Origin of the sequence: Acinetobacter lanii (assembly GCF_011578285.1) — a bacterium.
Classification (GTDB): Bacteria; Pseudomonadota; Gammaproteobacteria; order Pseudomonadales; family Moraxellaceae; genus Acinetobacter; species Acinetobacter lanii.
In genome coordinates, this window is sequence record NZ_CP049916.1 from 1,578,405 (window position 1) to 1,596,362 (window position 17,958).

Here is a 17,958-nt window from a genome sequence, read left to right on the forward strand (position 1 = left end):
TAGATGTGGAGTTTTTATTGCTATGTTGAGAATATGTTAAATTTAACGATTTAAGCAAAAAATTGAAATAACTCAAGGCATTTGTCACGTTGCAAAATTGTATCCTAAAAAAATTTAAGGCTATTTAGAACGTAAAAAAGCCCTAATACATGCTTAGAGCTTCATGGGTTTGAATAAAAACCTTATGGATTGTTACGCTGAGTATAACCGCGTTTAAAGGTTTTAAAAGCACGTGATTCTTCGCCGTCTTTTAATGCAGCGTGGCTAATTTCACCTTTATCGGTAAATAAAGTCACATCTATGGCTTTGGCGTTATAAAAAATGTTGATCAAACTTGCGGGTACTTCTATATAATTCGATGAATTAATTAACGACGAATTTAAGACTGATTTTTGACTGGTCTTGATGGTTGGCATATAGGGGTAATTTTGACCATCGACCTTTAAGACCACTTTTTGAATGTCATAGGCTTGAGGGTCGTAGAGGTCTGCACGGACTTTGTATAGATTATTATTTTGCAGTTTCCAGTCGAAAGTCAATTCAGGGCAAGGTTTACCGGCTTCGCAAATCACTTGTCCTGTGGTTTCTACACGTTGAACATTGTTGGACGGTTTAAAGTCGATGGCTGAATCATTATACGGTTTGGTACTATCAGCTTTTTTTACGGGGAATACGATACATCCTGATAGTGAAAGTGCTGTAACGAGTGAAATAAGTTGTAATTTCATTATTATTGACCAAGTTATTCATTTAGTTTTTGTTAAGATTTAATTTATCATAAACTTATAATAAATGTGAACCAGTTATCATAAAAATGTTGTTTGATTGCAATTTTGATCTAAAAGTTTTTGAAAATGAAGCAAACTTAAGTTTAATTTTATGGCTAGACTAAATTAAGATGACGGTTATGAGTTGTTTATCATGATGTATTAGATGCTTAATCATTAGGCTCTAAATGAGTTTTGTGATTTAAACTGTGCTAGATTTTTCCAAAAATGTATTGATAAATGACTTTTAAATTTGACTGCGGAATAACTATACAATTGGTTCAACTTAACGTTTGACCAGCGCTAAAAAGCTGTTATAACTAAAAATAAAGGGTAAGTAAAAAAGAGTGTCAAATGAAAACTACAGTGAAGTATGTTGTCCTAAAGAGTAAAGATTACCAACTCGGCACATCATTATTTGAGGAAGATCTCGATGTAGGAAGTTCGTACTTTGATGAAATTCCAAATGTGATCAGTTTTCAGAACCATGATTTTAAAGTGAAGTCTAAGGAACTCACCAGAAAGCAAATTTTCGATGATTTTGAAGAACATCAAACCATCTTGGTTAAAGTTATTTCGATGACTTAAAAAGCTTAAGCTAAAGTCATGCAAATAAAAGGCAGAATTGATTTCTGCCTTTTTGCAGCTGATTCAATTAAACAGCTGTTTTAACAATCAGCACAGGAATGTGACTTAAGCTCAATACTTCTTGCGCCACACTACCTAAGATAAATTTTCTAAAGCCTTTACGCCCATGCGAACCCATCACAATCAGATCGGCATGGATTTCTTCTGCAATATTTAAAATCCCGGTTGCCGGCGGCACGCTACGAATGATCAGCGTTTTAACTTCTAAACCATGGTTTTGAAAGCTTAGTTGAATATCGTTTAAACGACCTTGTGCATTTTGCTCTGCTTCTAGTACATAGTCTGTAATTGCAGGTGCAACTTTATAAAAATCAATGCTACGCAATGGATCTACTGAAAGTACCGACATGACGGTGATTTTACTGCCAAAAGCTTTTGCAAGCGCCTCTGCATGTTCGATCGCAGCATAAGAAATCGGGGAATCATCGACAGGGACGAGTATATTTTTATAAGACATGTGCTACTCCATTTTTGTTGGATGTTCTGTTTATTGTTAGCATGTGCCTGATGTTTATACAATGAGATTTCCTGCCTTTAAGCAATGGACTTGATATGTTGAGAAATGAATTGAGAAAATATTGAGTTGTGTGATTTGCAGCCATTTCTTTGGGAAGTCATTGTTGTTTTGGTAATCCTCCCATAAATAACCGAATTTAAAAGTAGAGGTTAAGCAGCCATTAGAGGAGGCTTTCCTTTGTTTGCTTGGTGTGGTCTTTCATGATTGTAATGCCATTTTCAAGATAGACATAATCTGACTGTCAGTAAGTTTCGATGTTTTCATGCAGTATCTGCTGCTTGTATCCTAAGAAAAAATTCTACTTTTAGATCCTTTAATTTTTGAGGGGATTACCATACGAGCATCATGATGTGGGCAAGTCTTTTCCCAATGTGGAAGCTGGACTTAGTGTGGATAATGGCGATTTAATTATTCCGACAACTAAAATTTACACATATAGAAAAGAATCCATCACCTTTAATGCCATTACTGAATTTTATTATCTGAGAGATGATTATAGTATTGAGCGTGCTTTAGAGCGTTAGTATTTGAGGAGTTAAATATTTAAACCAATACATTACTAATCGGTGGGTTTTTTTGCTATGAATTATTGGTTGATATTAGAAAAATTAAAGGGGACGCGTTGTTATTCACCATGTATTTCGTTATTCGCTAAGTATTTCCTTTGAAAGCGTCGATAGAGGGTGGATATCAGGCATAATGCCTTTTTTTTAAATCTAGAGCCTTTTTTTATCTTATGGTAGATATTAACCAGTTAAACAATATTTTTAATGCAACAGTCGCGAGTAATAAAAAACCTGAAAGGATTTTGATAGGTTATAAGCTTTACGCAGAGTTAATGAAGGATAGAAGATTTTTTGAAGAGGTTGTTGGATCTGCAATGAACCCTAGCAAACGGACGTACAACAATATCAAGATTAAAGTTACTCAAGATGAAAGTCAGTTAGAAGTTAAATATTCAGGATAGTATTTAAAACATGGGCTCACAGTGATGTGGGCTTTTTCAATGCATAACTAAAAGAATGATGTGAATTAGCTCAACTGACATAGTTTGATAGTAAATAGGTTGTAAGCATACAAGGTGGTACAATAGTTAACCGTCTATGCAGCTTAATCCATGTTAGAAATCTACAAATATCTTTATACAAAAATGAGTACATTCGGGTCATTACCAACATATAAAGTTTTTGCCAATAGCACCGATGCGAAAGTGAAATGGGTCTTTGCTGATAATACGTTTATTTATGGGCGCATATCCGACTGGTCCTTAAATCATTTGGGTCTTGATGCAGGGAAAGCATCGTGGTCGGAAGAGTCTAAATTGATTTTGGAAAATGAAAAAAGAAAATTAAGTTTGTATAAGTCATCGCATTTGGATTTTGAGACGGAAGCTCTTGTTTAGACAGTTTAAGAAGCTAATTAGTTTTAATAACGTTATTTAAATTCCCTTGATTCGATGGTTTTAAGCATGGAATCGACTCAATATTAAACTAAATTTTATTATAAGTTATTGATTATATTAAACTTTAGAAAATAATTCTTACAAGTTTTTCATTCGCTATTGGGCCTATTTATTGTTTACTTGGTTCAAGCAATGATGCTTATCAAGGGTATTTAAAATGAAATATATATTGAGATATTTCGCTGATGGTGATTTTAAAAAAGAGCGTGTGGATATTGAAGTGATTTCTACTGGTGGCAAGGTGGATTTCAACAAAGTTCAGAGATTCTTGCTTGCTAGTAACAAGGTTGGGGTGGCAATCATTTTGTCGCCTGGAAACCTTTAAATTCTGCTTAATTCATCAGTCTTTGGTATAAAGCCCTGCAATCTGCGGGGCTTTTTAATACCCTAAAAATCAACCCTACTTATTGGTGGTCGACATGTAAACACGTAAGCCATTTGGCAATTCCAAGCATTCTGTGTCAGTAAGATAGCGGCTTGAATTATTCGTAGTGGTTTAATGTGATAACCGCCATTTGATTTTAAAAGAAATTGATTATGTGTGATTACTCTCTTTCAAAATTTCTCCAAATAGGCGAACAGATTACGGCGCATGAAACCCCGTTAAATATGCATTATTGGCGGGGTTTTTATTTTCTATTCGAGGTAATCATGACAGATCGTGTACAAGCTAAAAAAGATTTGCAGTTTTGTTGTGATGAGCTGAGTAAATATCAAAACTTGAGTCGAACAGGCGTAAGACATAGTGAATTGGTAGCTATGGATAATGTGATGATTCGATAAGAGCTTGTGAGTCGCTGATATTATTCTTTGTGTGCTGAACTGTATGTATTTGCAGTGTTTCAGCATCTATCCCTATGTGGAGTTTACGCCATTGTCGTCGATATTCAGGCTGATGTTTCTTACGTTTCCATTCACCTAAAAACTTCAAGCTAGTAGAATCAACGATGAGCAATATATTGCGCAAGGTAGTCCATCACAACTTTTTTGATAGCTAATGGTAATATCAATATGCTTTTGTCTTCTGCATATGGTCGAATAATCTGGTGCTGTCTAATCTAATCCACAAAGTTTAATCAGACTCTGAACAAAGCCTGTAACCATACGCAAAGAAAGGCGAAAAAGAGATTTGATCATTAAACAGCATTGAATCGCTGCGTCGGAGTAGGTTTGATTTCGGCCGTGTTTACCGATGTAAAGAACATACTATTGGGTGGCTGAATCAAACCAAATTGATATGTTTCCTCGATTGATCAAGGCTTTATTGTAGGCGGGCCAATTGGTTGTACGGTATATTTTGTGTGTAGGCTTTTTCATTAGGGAATTGTATTGCTTAAAAAGCTTTCAATGGTAGGTTTGTGCAACAAAGCCGTTCATGCATCAACTATTGACCCATTGACCCATTGACCTTGTAAATTGGGTTCGACACACAGTTGATTTCGACCTTTTTCTTTGGCTTGGTAAAGCGCCGTATCCGCACGATTAATCAGTTGCTGAACTTTGGTACAGTAGGGCAAGCTTTGATAGCTTAGACCAATACTGACGCTGATATTCAATGCCGTGCCATCATCAAGTGGAATGGGTGTGGCATGAACCACATTACAAATCCGTTGGGCAATATCAACACTTTGCTTTAAGGTTAAATCTTTTAATAAAATCGCAAATTCTTCACCGCCAATGCGCCCAAACAAATCGCTGGAGCGAATTTGAGTTTGCACCTGCTTGGTAAATTCTTGCAGAACCTTGTCACCCACCGCATGCCCATAGGTGTCATTGATTTTTTTAAAATGGTCTAAATCCATGACCAAGATCGATACTGTTTTGGCTTGTGGTTTAGCATTTTCTGTACTGACCATACGCTCGCTTTCTTGATAGAAATAACGGCGATTCATTGCTGTGGTTAAACCATCATGATTGGCAAGATACAAAATTTGATGATAAAGCTTTTGGCGATTTAAACTAATAATCGATAAAGTGAGCGGGCCCAACGCCAACATAAACAAACCAATCCGAATCGATAATGCGGTAAGAATGAATGCATCAGGGGATTCAGCCAAATAATAGTTGCTAATGGTGTGGTGCATAAACATACAGACCAAGCAATTCACAACCGCAACCAAAAATAAATTGTAGGTTAATGCTGCCCAAATCAACGCCCCAATCGGGAACATGATTGCACCTGGACCGACAAAGAAATAAGTCAGTCCAAGCGATAGAATCACAAAAGCCATCGGTAAACTGTTTTGAATCGCAAAGGGTTGTTTGCGTTTATCTTCAACAAAGCTTTTAGCGGTTTTAAGCGAAGGGATTGCCAAAATAATCGGCAGGAAACACACCACATTTAAGATTTCACCCGTCCACCACATGCCAAAATCAGTCCAAAGGCGATCTAAAGACATAAAGGTATTCGGTAAATGAGGCACTGTTGATACTGCAAATGCTGCACTGGCTAAACAGCCACCCAGAGAGCTGATTACGAATAAATAAACAAAGGTTAAACCTTTATTGAACTGTTTATAATCCAGTTTAAACAGTTTGACTAAGCCTAAGCTAATCAAGGGATTGAGTAAATTGGCACAGGTCAGCGCGAGAGTGACAAAGAAGAATCCACCTGTGCTTAAATCGGCTAGCATGTAACCTAGGAAGGCACCAAGCCAGCCTCCAACATTATTCAGTTGTTTAAAGTGTAAAAATAAACCAAACAATACGGCATTTGCCGGCCAAAAAATAGAAAGGAACGCCATGGGGCGACCCAAAATTCCTGCATAGGCACACAGTGCAATCACGATCCCCACAATAAAAAAAGATTGGAGTGACTGTCGTAAATGTATCCGAGAACTTTGAATCGCTAAAGACACTATAATTTCCTATTATTTTTGATCTCATATTTAATTTTTAAAAAAGATCAATTCTTAGAATTTCTTACCATAAGCTTAGCTGTTTGTTATTTAATTTCAATAGCTTTGCTTTTTATATTTGAATCAAATGTGCTTAAAAATGTGGACTGAATAACGATTCAGCAAAAAACAACAAAATTGTTCGTATCGCGTGAATTTTTCAGGAATTTATCTGGAACTATGCTAAGTTATCTTGATGAAATTTATAAACAGTTGAAGTATGAAAAGAATTGCACTCCTGATGCCTTTTTTAGTAATTGCTCATGCTTTAGTGCATGCAGAACCAGCAGTTGTTGCAACAGCCAAATCAGCAGATTTACAACAAGACCAAAACAGTATTCGTATTTCAACCCGACCTGAAATTTTAGGCTTATGGGGAATGGAAATGCCAAATAATAAAAAATGTGTCGAATATTATAATTTCCGTGGTGGCAACCAAGTCGTTGTAAACAGTGCTAAAGAGTGGTCCACTGGACTTTTTGAATATCAACCCTCACCGGACAATACCTTATCGGTTTTGCCAACCTTGGTCATGCAAGTGAATTATGAAAATAATGAAGTGGATTGCTCGGGTCATAAAGTCGATCAAGCCGGTGAAGTGTCGCAATATTTTGTGCAATGGAAAAGTGCCAACCAAATCAATTTCTGTGCAAATGAATTGGGTAAAGATTGTTTTGCCACTTTACGCCGTGTCTTGCCTTAAATGAGTATTTAAGCTGAATAACTCGTGATTCGATTCAGTACACACTAAAAAACAGCACATAAAAAAGCCACTCGAAAGTGGCTTTTAATTTTCAATCATGGATTGCTTTTAAGCGTCTTTTTCATGACCTTGCACTTGTTTTAATAAGTGTTTCTCAAGGTAATGAATATCCATTGCTTGTTTGCAGAAGTTCTTGTCTTCCAAAATCAAATCTTTATGCAATGGAATATTGGTTTTAATGCCAGTTAAAATGATTTCATCCAAAGCTTGCTTCATACGTGCAATCGCAGTTTCACGATCATGACCAAAGGCAATGAGTTTTGCAATCATCGAATCGTAATACGGCGGAATGCTATAACCTGAATAGATATGTGAATCTAAACGGATCCCTGCACCACCTGGCGCATAGAAGTGCTCAATTTTACCCGGAGAAGGTAGGAATGTAGACGGATCTTCAGCATTGATACGGCATTCAATCGCATGACCTTTCAGCTCAATATCTTCCTGTTGAAGATTTAAACCTAAACCAGCAGCAATACGAAGCTGTTGCTCAATAATGTCCACACCTGTCACTTGTTCCGTCACAGGATGTTCAACTTGAACGCGGGTATTCATCTCAATAAAGAAGAATTCACCGTCTTCAAACAAGAACTCAAATGTACCCGCACCACGGTATTGCATCAATTTACAGGCATTGACACACGCTTCTAAAATATGCGCTCGCGCTTCTTCAGGTAAACCTGGAGCAGGGGCTTCTTCCAAAACTTTTTGATGACGGCGTTGTAGAGAACAGTCACGGTCATATAAATGTACCGCATGACCATTCCCATCTGCCAAAACTTGCACTTCGACATGGCGTGGTTTTTGTAAGAAACGTTCCATATAGACCGTATCATCACCAAACCACATTTCTGCATCACGTTGCGCCGCTTGTACAGATTCAAGCAAGGTGTCAACACGTTCCACAATACGCATACCACGACCACCACCACCTGAAGCAGCTTTTACGATCAATGGGAAACCAATTTCTTTGGCTTCGGCGAGGGCATTGTTTGGGGTGACTGCATGTGCAGAGCCCGGAACCGTTGGAACACCAGCTTTACGCATGGCCATAATCGCAGAGACTTTATTGCCCATCAGGCGAATATGTTCTGGACGTGGACCAATAAAAATAAAACCTGAGCTTTCTACAATTTCTGCAAATTCAGCATTTTCAGACAAGAAGCCATAACCCGGGTGAATCGCATCTGCACCGGTGATTTCTGCAGCGGTGATAATCGCAGGAATATTTAAATAACTTTCGCTACTTGCACCTGGACCAATACATACGGCTTCATCACAAAAGCGTAAATGCATCAGGTCTTTATCGGCGTCAGAATAGATCCCTACAGTTTTAATACCGAGGGTTTTACATGCCCGAGTGATTCGCAATGCGATCTCACCTCGGTTTGCAATCAGAACTTTTTGCAACATATCAAGCCCCAGATATTACGCGCGGTAGCGGAATAATGGTTGACCGAATTGGATGACATCGCCGTTTTTAACTAAAATTTCTTCAACAACACCACTTTGCGTGGCTTCAATCGGGTTCATGATTTTCATCGCTTCAATGATGCCCAATGTTTCACCTGCAGAGACCGTTTGACCCACATTAACAAATGGCGCTTCGCCTGGATTTGGCGCTGAATAGAACACACCGACCATAGGTGAAGTTTCAACAGCACCACGTGCTGCAGCTTTAACTACCGGTGCTTCAGGCGCAGCAGCAGCCATTGGCACACCTGCAGCGATCACAGGATTACGGCGGGCTAAAGCAATCGATTGGTCACCTTCTTTGACTTCGATAGATTGAAGATCAGATTCAATCATCAAATCGATGAGCTTTTTGATTTTGCGAATATCCATGGATGCGTATTCCTAAGATTGAGAATGAGTGGAAGATTGAATTTTCTGTGTCGCATGACTCAGTGCAAAGGAGTAGCCTTGCGCACCCAAGCCACAGATCACACCAACCGCTTTATCGGAGAGATATGAGTGATGTCTAAATGCTTCACGCGCATGGACATTAGACAAATGAACTTCAATAAACGGAATTGCAACGCCCAATAGGGCATCACGGACAGCAACAGAGGTGTGAGTCAATGCTGCTGGATTGATAACAATAAAGTCGACGCCGTCGGTTTGCGCCTGATGAATACGATCTACGATCGCACCTTCCCAATTACTTTGGAAGGTTTGCAATTGAATGGCAGTTTCTTGAGCTTGCTGTACAAGTTGCTGATTGATGTCATCTAAGGTGAGATGCCCATACACTTCAGGTTCTCGCTTTCCTAGCAAATTTAAATTCGGTCCATGTATGACCAAGATGGTCGAACTCATGAAGACTGCTCCAATAGATAAGTTGCACGATCACTTTGCACGTTGTCTGCAAAGTTTGCCTATTATGGCATATTTTTGCACTTTAATTTTGTAAAATGTTTAAATTTGAACTAACTGTTCAGATCTAAATCGTGCTCTATTTTGAGAACTTTGCAAGGAATAGGCAATGTTAAAAGATGACATTTTTTATAATTATTTCATTTTGTGTATTTTAAACTGAATTGACCAAAAGTATTCATTTGATTTGTGTAACCGCCATGTGCGAATCATCAATCAGCAGAATTTCATTCCAACAAGTGGTATAACGGGGCGAACGATGTTGTTGCTTCATTTGCCATTGCTGGTGTAGCGAGTGATACCCGACTTGAATGCAATCTGCGCCGTAGCGATTTTTCATTTTAGACAGGGTGCGCATCAGTTGATTGCGTTGTTCAATCAGCGCTAAAGGTTGCCATAGATCATCGATATGCTGCTGCTTCGGATGTAGAGCAGAGAACATCACGCCAACTTTGACGTATTTAGTATTTTCCTTAAATAAAACATTGATTTGCTCTTGTGCTGCTTGGGTCAATATCAGCAAATCATCGGTGGCATAATCGAGTCCCAGTGCATGAGAAGCTGCCTTTTTATAAGGAGGAAAATGAATTTTTTCATATAAGGAAACGTGTACGCAGGCACAAAGTTGCTGTTGGCTGATTAAACGTCGATGTGCACGATTCAAATGAAACACCAGTGCTTGCTTGATCAGTGATACATCCGTTAGCGGGGATGCAAAACTGCGTGAAGCTAAAATGCGTTTTGCGGGTAAAGCGGGATCATCGAGACCAATACAGGATTGACCTTTTAGTTCACGAATGGTGCGAGCAATGAGGACAGAAAATTGCTTGGCAAGATGATGTTCATTGGCAAAAGTTAAGTCAAAGCAGTTGCGAATTTCATAAGCTTTCAGTTGTTTGCTGATTTGACGTCCAATTCCCCAAACTTCAGCAACATCGGTTTCCAAAAGCAACGCTTCAAAACTACAAGGGTCTAAAGCCAAAATGGAACAGACCCCCTCAAACGCATAACGCTTTTTGGCAAAATGATTGGCAAGCTTGGCTTGGGTTTTACTGTAACCAATACCAATACTACAAGGAAGTCCTAACCATTTTTGAATTTGGTCCAATAATTCTCTGCAATAGGTCTCTAAATCGAGAATAGGTTGATAAGCAGTGAGACGAATAAAGCATTCGTCAATCGAATAAGGTTCTAAATCATTCTCTTGATCAAAATGTTGCGCTAAAATTTCAAAAAAACGCCGAGACATATCGCCATATAAGGCATAGTTACTTGAAAATACTCTAACCCCAGCGGCTAATGCTTGGTGTTGCATTTCATACCACGGCACCGCCATACCAATACCCAATGCTTTGGCTTCATTGCTTCTCGAGACCACGCAACCATCATTGTTACTCAGTACAACCACAGGCTGACCAAGCAAACTCGGGTCAAATATACGTTCACAACTGACATAGCAGTTATTGATATCAATTAAGGCATAAATTTCTTCTTCAAAAACTTGCATGGTGATGACCTATTTTAATTTTTTTAAAATACAGGTCACCACACCCCAAATGATGATTTGTTCTTCACTACGTGGGTAAATATCGGGATAATCTGGGTTTTCTGCTTTGAGCCAAATTCGTTCTTGGTCTACGATTTTTTCTTTCATTAATCGTTTTACGGTAAATTCATTGTTAATCAGTGCTAGAACAATATCGCCGTGATCGGCTTCTAAGCTACGATCAATCAGGATTTGATCACCCACCTCAATTCCCGCATTTTTCATAGAAAGTGAATTGACTCGAAGTACGAAGGTCGCAACAGGGTTTTGTACCAAATATTGGTTTAAATCGATATGCTTTTCCGTGTAATCCTGAGCAGGAGAAGGAAAACCTGCAGCGACTGATTCCAAAGGATAAGGAATGCTGAGCTGAGTTTTAAAATGAATCGGTTGGAGTTCTATATGCGGAAAACGATCATCGGCAGGTTTGGGTTTTAACCATGCTTTAATTTCAATGACTTTGGATTCAGGTACACGCATCACCACAGTTTTTTCTTTAAAGGTTAATTTTCGCCCTGAATTCAAACGAGCACCGCCATGTCCAAAGGTTTTTTCGGGAAAATGATCATCATGCATAAAAGATATTAGCTCCATCTTGAATTTGTAACATTTTCAAGATAGCAAAACAGCACGATTTTAAAAAGATTCTTTCGTCGGATTGATTGTGTCGCAGAGATCAAGCGCATAAAATTAAGACTAAATTTTAAAAATGTTACGGAATCCTCTATGTTGCAAGATTTTATTGAAGAGCAAAAATTGGTATGTGAAGAATTTGATTCTGCATATATCAAAGTTAAAGAGGATGATGTGGTTGCCGTCGCTAAACATACGCTTGATCAAGAGCCGATTGTGGGTTTACGTAAGAAGCCTGATCCAGAAGATCAAATTTGTTGGTTTATTTATGGCGGAGAGTTAGGTGAGGGCGAGGATTTCTTTGAAACCATGACCGTGAAAGAACTTGAGGAAATTTTGCCTGAAGCGATTCCGTACTTATCTTTAGAAACGGGCTTTCGCTTTATGATCGATCGTGATGATTATGAAGATGTATGGAAAGCTGAACCTGAGTTATTTTAATTGAATTGTTCAATTTGAATTCATTAAAGGTGACGAGTAGATCAAGATGTCGAGAAAAATACTGTATATGAGTTTAATCAGCCTCTTGATCTATACGCAGGCTACGGCTGCAACGACCAATACTGTTCCGTATTTATCCGAACATGAATTGCACCAGAAGTTACAAGGCTATATAGACCGTGTAAATCAAACCAAAGCTGTTTTGGATGATGCTGTTATTGAGCCGTCTGTAAAGGAACAGCAACAGGCATTATGTCAGCGGATTGATGCTTATCAAAATATTGTAAAGCTGTCTAATGAGTACCCTGAGTTTGAAAGCGCAAGCGTCATGAAAATTGCGGCACTGCATTATTTAAAGCGACAAAAAGAGAGTTTTGATACTTCAGGTCTCAATCAGAAAGCTTTTTGCTTGGCTGATCATCAGTAATACTTAGCAAGACAATACAAAATGATGAAAATAATAGCTGTTGGTTAACATCTAAAATATAAGTTTTTGTTTACAGATTTTCTACAGCATTCAAATATTAAGCACTACTTCAAAATATTAAGTTTTGATAATCTAGATCACAATTAAAAATAAACAAATCATGCTGAATAAAAATGATGCAATCAAACATATTTTCGGCATTAGAACAACTTGGTTTAACAGCACAAAAACGTGCCATTCATATACAGTTTTCTAATGCTGCTTTAAATTCCCAAATTTTTTTACAACGGATTGATGTCGAACACATTTTAAATCAGGGCTTAAAAGCCGAGCTGATCTGTCTGTCTACCGATGCAACATTATCTTTAAAACAATTTATCGGTGCACAAGCTGCGATTGACCAAGTCACCGATCAAGGGACACTCTTTCGTACCACCGGTATCATCACCCAAGCGGCACAAGGGCAAAGTGATGGTTCACTGACCCTGTATAAACTCACCTTAGAAGATCCCACAGCACTGTGGCATAAGCGCCGTAACAGCCGAGTCTTCATGAATAAATCGGCTGTGGATGTGATTCAAACAATATTTTCAGAATGGCAAAGCAAAAGCCCACTTTTTGCTGCAAGCTTAAGCTTAGACATGGGCGGACTGAGTCAACAATATGATGTTCGACCGTTCATCATGCAAAGCAATGAAACGGATTATGATTTCCTCACTCGACTGATGCGTAGTGAAGGTATTAACTGGCTCATTGACGAAGCACAACTGATCGTCCCAAGTTCCTCGAGCAGTATCGAAGCACAAAAACTCCGCTTAATCGATGACAACAGTCAATACAGTGCACTCGATCGACGCAGCATCAAATACCACCGCAGCAGTGCCACAGAACAACAAGACAGCATCACCAACTTTATCGGACAACGTTCACTACAACCGACTGCAGTCCATGTACAACGTTGGCAAGCTGATAGCTTAGAACAAGATGAAGGTGCAGGCAGTGTACTCAGCAAACACCAACACTCAGACAATGTGGATAATGTCAGCCTAGGGTTAGAACAAGCATGGCACTTTAGCCCGGCTTGGATTCAAGATTTAAAAGGTGAGGATGGCGCTACCAAATCCAGCAACAGCCAACTGGAAAAATTCAATACTCAGCTTAGTCAGTTCTACGAAGGTGAGTCAAAAAAATTTAAAGCCCGATCCACGGTACGGGATACCCAAGTCGGTTACTGGTTTGAGTTTAATGATCATCCTGAGATTGACGGGCACAGCGGAGCCGATAAAGAATTTCTGATCACAGGCAAGCACTTCTATAACCAAAACAACTTACCCAAAGACCTAAATGATCAAATCCAAAAACTGCTACAACAAAGCAATTGGACAGTTAATACAACTCAAAACAATAGCGAAGAACGACAAGCCAATCATCTGATTTTGCAACGTCGAAATATTGCAACTGTGCCTGAATATAATCCACTTGAGCATCGACCAGCAGCGCATCCGCAACGTGCACGTGTGGTCGGTCCAAGTGGAGAGTCGATTTATGTCGATGAATGGGGACGCATTAAAGTCCGCTTTTTATTTACCCGCCAAGAAGACCACGGTCATGATGGCGGTGCGGGAAGCAATGAAAATGACACCGACTCTGCGTGGGTGGATGTCCTGACCCCATGGGCGGGTGATGGCTATGGCGCACGCTTCCTGCCTCGAATCGATGAAATCGTGGTCATTGATTTCTTTGATGGCAACATTGACCGTCCATTTGTGGTGGGGCGACTCCACGAAGCACAGCGCAGTCCAACGAAGTTCGACGTCAAAGGACAATTGCCTGATACCAAAAAACTCAGTGGTATTCGCTCTAAAGAAGTTGGTGGCGGTGGATTTAACCAACTGCGCTTTGATGACACCACAGGGCAAATTTCAGCACAACTGCAAAGCAGTCATGGTGCCAGCCAACTCAACCTCGGTAATTTAAGTCACCCAAAAGAATCGGATAAGAGTGAAGGACGTGGCGAAGGGTTTGAGCTCAGAACGGATCAATGGGGTGCTGTGCGTGCTGGGCAAGGTTTATTGGTGTCGACTTATAAGCAAGATCAAGCCAAAGGTGAACATCTAGATGCTGAGATTGCCAAAAAACAACTTGAAGGTAGTCAAACCAACAGTAAAGCTTTAAGTGATATTGCTAAACAACAACAAACCGATGAGATTGAGTCTGTAGAACAACTCAAAGCTTTTGCTGAACAAATTCAACAAAAAATTGCCAAATTTGAAAAAGCACTTTTATTACTTAGTTCCCCTGATGGTATTGGTTTAAGTACATCTGAAGATATTCATATATCCGCAGATGCACAAATTAATCAAATTGCGGGTGACAGTATTAATATCAGTACGCAAAAGAATTTGATTGCCCATGCGCAAAATAGGTTGAGTCTTTTTGCTGCACAAGGTGGACTCAAAGCAGTTGCTGCAAAAAATAAGGTTGAGATTCAAGCGCAGTCAGATGCATTGGATGTACTGGCGAAGATGGGCATTACCATTTCTTCGACTGATGACAAAGTGATCATTAGTAGTCCGAAAGAAGTTCAGATTACAGGTGCAAGCTCACAAATTACTTTGAATGGTTCAGGGATTTTTCCGAAAACAGGTGGAAAGTTTGAGGTTAAGGCTGGACAGCATATTTTTCAGGGTGGCAGTAAAGTTCAACCTAAAAATATTGGTTTACCATTATTAGGTGAAACTCAAAATTGGATGGAATTGAATTATCATTATGACGATTTATCACCAGTTAAAGGTGCTCCTTTTAAAGTCTTTTTTGAAGACGGAAGTTATAGGGAAGGTGTATTAGATGATAAAGGATACGCAAAATTAGAAAATGTACCTAAAGGAAAGTCTGAAATATTTTATGGTGAAGACCCTGCTGAATTTAAAAGAGATATACCTGATGACTTAGATGCTGAAACTCAAGAAGAAGATGAAAATGATGATAATCTTTGGTCACTTTTGGACGAAGAAGCATATCAAAAACTTACTAATGATTTACAGAATGGGGCGAAATAATGGGCTCAATTGCTAAGTATAAACGTTCTGTAGATTCAGTTCCGAGCGGATGGTTACAAAGCTTAAAAAAGGATACGCTGACTTTTCTTAAAGGTGACAGTACAGGTGGTTGGGCAATTCTAGCGGAGACAGTAATAGGCTGTGTTCCTGTACTAGGACAGTTGGTAGATGCAAGAGATATTATTAAAGCGATTATCATTTTATCTGCAAATCCAGCTAGCCCTGCTGGATGGTTTGATCTTATCACAGCATTAATTGGCTTAGTTCCAGGTGGTGGGGATGCTGTCAAAATGTCATTAAAAAGTGTCAAAAAAGGCGCTTTGCCAATGGATAGTATTTTAGATGGTATTCGAAAATTAGGGAAAGGTGATCCTGAGCAATTGATACGAAAGTGTCTAGATCTAAATGCATTACAAAAAAATTTGGATAAGATACTGACAAACCCTAAAGTATTAAATCAGCTAAGCCCTGAAGCTCGTAAAAATGTTGATCAGATTCGAAAAAATTTAGGTAAACAATTACAAGAGTTTAAAAAGGAGGTTGATGGATGGCTAGTCAAAAGTAGAAAAACTTCTGCAGATGCAAATAAAAATTCTAAGAACCAAACCAATAAGCCAAATTCTCCAGCAAATGGTGGACAAAAAGCAAACAATACAAATCAGGGCAAATCTAACAGTACCAATAATTCGTCAATAGGCCAAACAGCTATAACTAATTTATCTAATAAATTTAAAGGTATTCTAGGTGAGCATATGGCAGATTACTATTGCCAAGAAATTAAAGGCTGGGGAACTTCAACACATGATAAGACAGGAACGAAAAACTCTCATAAATTGAATGATAATGGGGAAATGGTAAATCTATTTTCTATTAAAAGTAGGGGGCGTGGTATAGATGGAGTTTGGAAGAAAGGTAATAGTGATGCAAAACCATATGCAATTATAGAGGCTAAATGTAGCCAAAATCCTGCTGCTTCACTTAGAGATTTATTAGGTGATGCTAATGATAAAAATGGTATTGATAAATCAATACCTCAACAACAACAAAGATCTGGCAGAACCTCTAGAAGCCGTACTAATAATAGTTCTACTAATCGTAATTTAACTTTAGGTGGCGAAAAATATAGAGATTCTAGTGGAAAAGTAGTTCAAATGAGTCATCATTGGATAACAAATCGTCTTGTTAAATCAGTAGGAATTAAGCTAGCTCCAATAATATTGAAAAAAAGAAGATATGAAAGATATGTTATTTTTTTTAGTGGATTGCAGGTAGTAGAACATGCTGTTGCATTAATTAAATTCTTATCTAAACAAACAGTAACTGATAAAGAGCATTCTATTCATAAGGCTACAAGGGTTTGGACTGATAAAGACATTAGTATCGTTGTTAATAATAAATAATTGGAAATTTATTTATGTTGAAATTTAAGTTTAATCGTAGACAACAATTTTTAGATGAAAGTTACTATCAATCTACAAGGAGTGAGCTTGTCAGCGCCATAGAAAGTTTTCTAAGTGAATCAAATGATGATGAAGATATCGAAGCAGGATGGGTAGACTCTTATTCGATAGCATCTAGATATCAATTTGATTTGTTTATTTTGGACTATACTGCTGGTAAACCGATTGAATATTTACGCTTAGAATTTGATAAAGTAATTGAATTATTCAAGGAACTCTCTATAAAACAGAGAGCCTATTATAAAAATAATAATTTTAGTGTTTTTGACATCGAAATTTTAGATGACTATTGTGTATATATATGGATTATCAGCCTTTGTTATTTATTAAAAAGAACTGATTTACTACCGTTGGTAGCTAACCTTGTTGATGGAGAGGATCAAGAAAATGGAGGAAAAGATTGGATTGTAGAGGAATTTTTGGCTTTTAATGACGATAACCGTTTTGATTGTTCAGATGTCCTTTTTTCAAATCCTTATTTTGAGTTATCAAATGCATTTGTGACCCAAGATAATAAAGTTTCATTCAAGCATTTAAACAAATTTTTAAAAAAATGGTATAAAGATTTATCTGGAGCTCCATGGCATGATACCCATAAATCAGAGGGTGGATATTATGGGTATTGGGCTTTTGAAGCAGCTTGCGCTGTTATTCTATTAGAAATAGAAAATGACAAAGAATTTCATGAATACCTCTATTATCCAAAAGACTTAATAGAGTTCTATCGTACATTTAAACCTAGTAGTGCTGAAATTGACCTCCTAACTAAATATCAAAAAGTATCAATTCAAGCAGGTAAAAAATGTCCTCAATCAGGTTATTGGTTCACTATAGCTAAGGAAAATACTCGTCAATACTTTAAACAAGGGGAAATTTTCCCTGATTTTGAAAGTGATTGGGGTGATGTGTATTGGCAGTTTGATGGCGAAGAATAATTGAAAATATGCCCTTCGGAGTAGTTT

General features: G+C 38.2%; 20 protein-coding genes and 1 pseudogene. 12 read left to right on the forward strand and 9 right to left on the reverse strand.

Annotated elements, in window-relative coordinates; all coding sequences use genetic code 11:
* Nucleotides 1–182: 182 nt before the first annotated feature.
* Nucleotides 183–728, reverse strand: coding sequence for a hypothetical protein (locus G8D99_RS07315; RefSeq protein ID WP_166323969.1), 546 nt, complete (start codon nucleotides 726–728; stop codon nucleotides 183–185).
* A gap of 393 nt (nucleotides 729–1,121) precedes the next feature.
* On the opposite strand from G8D99_RS07315, the gene G8D99_RS07320 reads away from it, so the two are divergent.
* The gene (locus tag G8D99_RS07320) at nucleotides 1,122–1,355 is read left to right on the forward strand and encodes a hypothetical protein (RefSeq protein WP_166323971.1); all 234 of its coding nucleotides are present in this window, start codon (nucleotides 1,122–1,124) and stop codon (nucleotides 1,353–1,355) included.
* A 67-nt stretch (nucleotides 1,356–1,422) separates the two neighbouring features.
* Here G8D99_RS07320 and G8D99_RS07325 read toward each other — a convergent pair whose 3' ends face one another.
* Nucleotides 1,423–1,872 (reverse strand): universal stress protein, encoded by a 450-nt coding sequence (locus tag G8D99_RS07325; RefSeq protein WP_166323973.1) that lies wholly within the window; start codon nucleotides 1,870–1,872, stop codon nucleotides 1,423–1,425.
* A 410-nt stretch (nucleotides 1,873–2,282) separates the two neighbouring features.
* Between G8D99_RS07325 and G8D99_RS07330 the strand changes: the two genes are divergently transcribed.
* The 5 genes from G8D99_RS07330 to G8D99_RS15765 all read left to right on the forward strand — a co-directional run bounded on the left by G8D99_RS07330 (nucleotide 2,283) and on the right by G8D99_RS15765 (nucleotide 4,177).
* The gene (locus tag G8D99_RS07330; RefSeq protein ID WP_166323975.1) at nucleotides 2,283–2,456 is read left to right on the forward strand and encodes a hypothetical protein; all 174 of its coding nucleotides are present in this window, start codon (nucleotides 2,283–2,285) and stop codon (nucleotides 2,454–2,456) included.
* Between the two features lie 212 nt (nucleotides 2,457–2,668).
* On the forward strand, nucleotides 2,669–2,899 hold the full coding sequence (locus G8D99_RS15675) for a hypothetical protein (RefSeq protein WP_166323977.1): 231 nt from the start codon (nucleotides 2,669–2,671) through the stop codon (nucleotides 2,897–2,899).
* 150 nt (nucleotides 2,900–3,049) lie between these two features.
* Entirely contained in the window at nucleotides 3,050–3,334 is a 285-nt protein-coding gene (locus tag G8D99_RS07340; RefSeq protein WP_166323979.1) for a hypothetical protein, read from the forward strand.
* A gap of 217 nt (nucleotides 3,335–3,551) precedes the next feature.
* Complete coding sequence (locus G8D99_RS07345) at nucleotides 3,552–3,719, forward strand: hypothetical protein (RefSeq protein WP_166323981.1); 168 nt, start codon at nucleotides 3,552–3,554, stop codon at nucleotides 3,717–3,719.
* Between the two features lie 326 nt (nucleotides 3,720–4,045).
* Complete coding sequence (locus tag G8D99_RS15765; RefSeq protein WP_264820975.1) at nucleotides 4,046–4,177, forward strand: hypothetical protein; 132 nt, start codon at nucleotides 4,046–4,048, stop codon at nucleotides 4,175–4,177.
* Here the strand turns inward: G8D99_RS15765 and G8D99_RS07350 are convergent.
* Both G8D99_RS07350 and G8D99_RS07355 read right to left on the reverse strand, forming a co-directional pair.
* Nucleotides 4,176–4,711, reverse strand: a pseudogene (locus tag G8D99_RS07350) (IS5 family transposase); the annotation flags it as partial. The gene G8D99_RS15765 and the pseudogene G8D99_RS07350 overlap by 2 nt on opposite strands.
* Nucleotides 4,712–4,767: 56 nt before the next feature.
* Entirely contained in the window at nucleotides 4,768–6,252 is a 1,485-nt protein-coding gene (locus G8D99_RS07355) for a GGDEF domain-containing protein (RefSeq protein WP_227554372.1), read from the reverse strand.
* Between the two features lie 259 nt (nucleotides 6,253–6,511).
* Between G8D99_RS07355 and G8D99_RS07360 the strand changes: the two genes are divergently transcribed.
* Nucleotides 6,512–6,994, forward strand: coding sequence for a hypothetical protein (locus tag G8D99_RS07360; RefSeq protein ID WP_166323983.1), 483 nt, complete (start codon nucleotides 6,512–6,514; stop codon nucleotides 6,992–6,994).
* Nucleotides 6,995–7,102: 108 nt separating this feature from the next.
* Here the strand turns inward: G8D99_RS07360 and accC are convergent, their stop codons facing one another.
* The 5 genes from accC to G8D99_RS07385 all read right to left on the reverse strand — a co-directional run bounded on the left by accC (nucleotide 7,103) and on the right by G8D99_RS07385 (nucleotide 11,552).
* Nucleotides 7,103–8,467: an acetyl-CoA carboxylase biotin carboxylase subunit gene (accC, locus tag G8D99_RS07365; RefSeq protein WP_166323985.1), complete on the reverse strand. Its 1,365-nt coding sequence runs from the start codon at nucleotides 8,465–8,467 to the stop codon at nucleotides 7,103–7,105.
* 15 nt (nucleotides 8,468–8,482) lie between these two features.
* A complete protein-coding gene (locus G8D99_RS07370; RefSeq protein WP_166323987.1) occupies nucleotides 8,483–8,899 on the reverse strand; it encodes an acetyl-CoA carboxylase biotin carboxyl carrier protein in 417 nt (138 codons plus the stop codon).
* Nucleotides 8,900–8,911: 12 nt separating this feature from the next.
* Complete coding sequence (gene aroQ / locus G8D99_RS07375) at nucleotides 8,912–9,373, reverse strand: type II 3-dehydroquinate dehydratase (RefSeq protein ID WP_166323989.1); 462 nt, start codon at nucleotides 9,371–9,373, stop codon at nucleotides 8,912–8,914.
* A 235-nt stretch (nucleotides 9,374–9,608) separates the two neighbouring features.
* Nucleotides 9,609–10,937 carry a Y-family DNA polymerase gene (locus G8D99_RS07380; protein WP_166323991.1) on the reverse strand — a complete coding sequence of 443 codons (1,329 nt, stop codon included), beginning with the start codon at nucleotides 10,935–10,937 and terminating at the stop codon, nucleotides 9,609–9,611.
* A 9-nt stretch (nucleotides 10,938–10,946) separates the two neighbouring features.
* Entirely contained in the window at nucleotides 10,947–11,552 is a 606-nt protein-coding gene (locus tag G8D99_RS07385; protein WP_166323993.1) for a LexA family protein, read from the reverse strand.
* A gap of 150 nt (nucleotides 11,553–11,702) precedes the next feature.
* Here G8D99_RS07385 and G8D99_RS07390 point away from each other — a divergent pair, with 150 nt between their 5' ends.
* The 5 genes from G8D99_RS07390 to G8D99_RS07410 all read left to right on the forward strand — a co-directional run bounded on the left by G8D99_RS07390 (nucleotide 11,703) and on the right by G8D99_RS07410 (nucleotide 17,931).
* Nucleotides 11,703–12,050, forward strand: coding sequence for an immunity protein Imm33 domain-containing protein (locus G8D99_RS07390; protein WP_166323995.1), 348 nt, complete (start codon nucleotides 11,703–11,705; stop codon nucleotides 12,048–12,050).
* A gap of 46 nt (nucleotides 12,051–12,096) precedes the next feature.
* A complete protein-coding gene (locus G8D99_RS07395; RefSeq protein ID WP_166323997.1) occupies nucleotides 12,097–12,477 on the forward strand; it encodes a hypothetical protein in 381 nt (126 codons plus the stop codon).
* Between the two features lie 176 nt (nucleotides 12,478–12,653).
* Nucleotides 12,654–15,536 (forward strand): type VI secretion system Vgr family protein, encoded by a 2,883-nt coding sequence (locus G8D99_RS07400; protein WP_166327605.1) that lies wholly within the window; start codon nucleotides 12,654–12,656, stop codon nucleotides 15,534–15,536.
* On the forward strand, nucleotides 15,536–16,936 hold the full coding sequence (locus G8D99_RS07405; RefSeq protein WP_166323999.1) for a hypothetical protein: 1,401 nt from the start codon (nucleotides 15,536–15,538) through the stop codon (nucleotides 16,934–16,936). Before G8D99_RS07400 ends, G8D99_RS07405 begins: the two co-directional genes overlap by 1 nt.
* A 14-nt stretch (nucleotides 16,937–16,950) precedes the next feature.
* Complete coding sequence (locus tag G8D99_RS07410) at nucleotides 16,951–17,931, forward strand: PoNe immunity protein domain-containing protein (protein ID WP_166324001.1); 981 nt, start codon at nucleotides 16,951–16,953, stop codon at nucleotides 17,929–17,931.
* The last annotated feature ends 27 nt before the right edge of the window (nucleotides 17,932–17,958 follow it).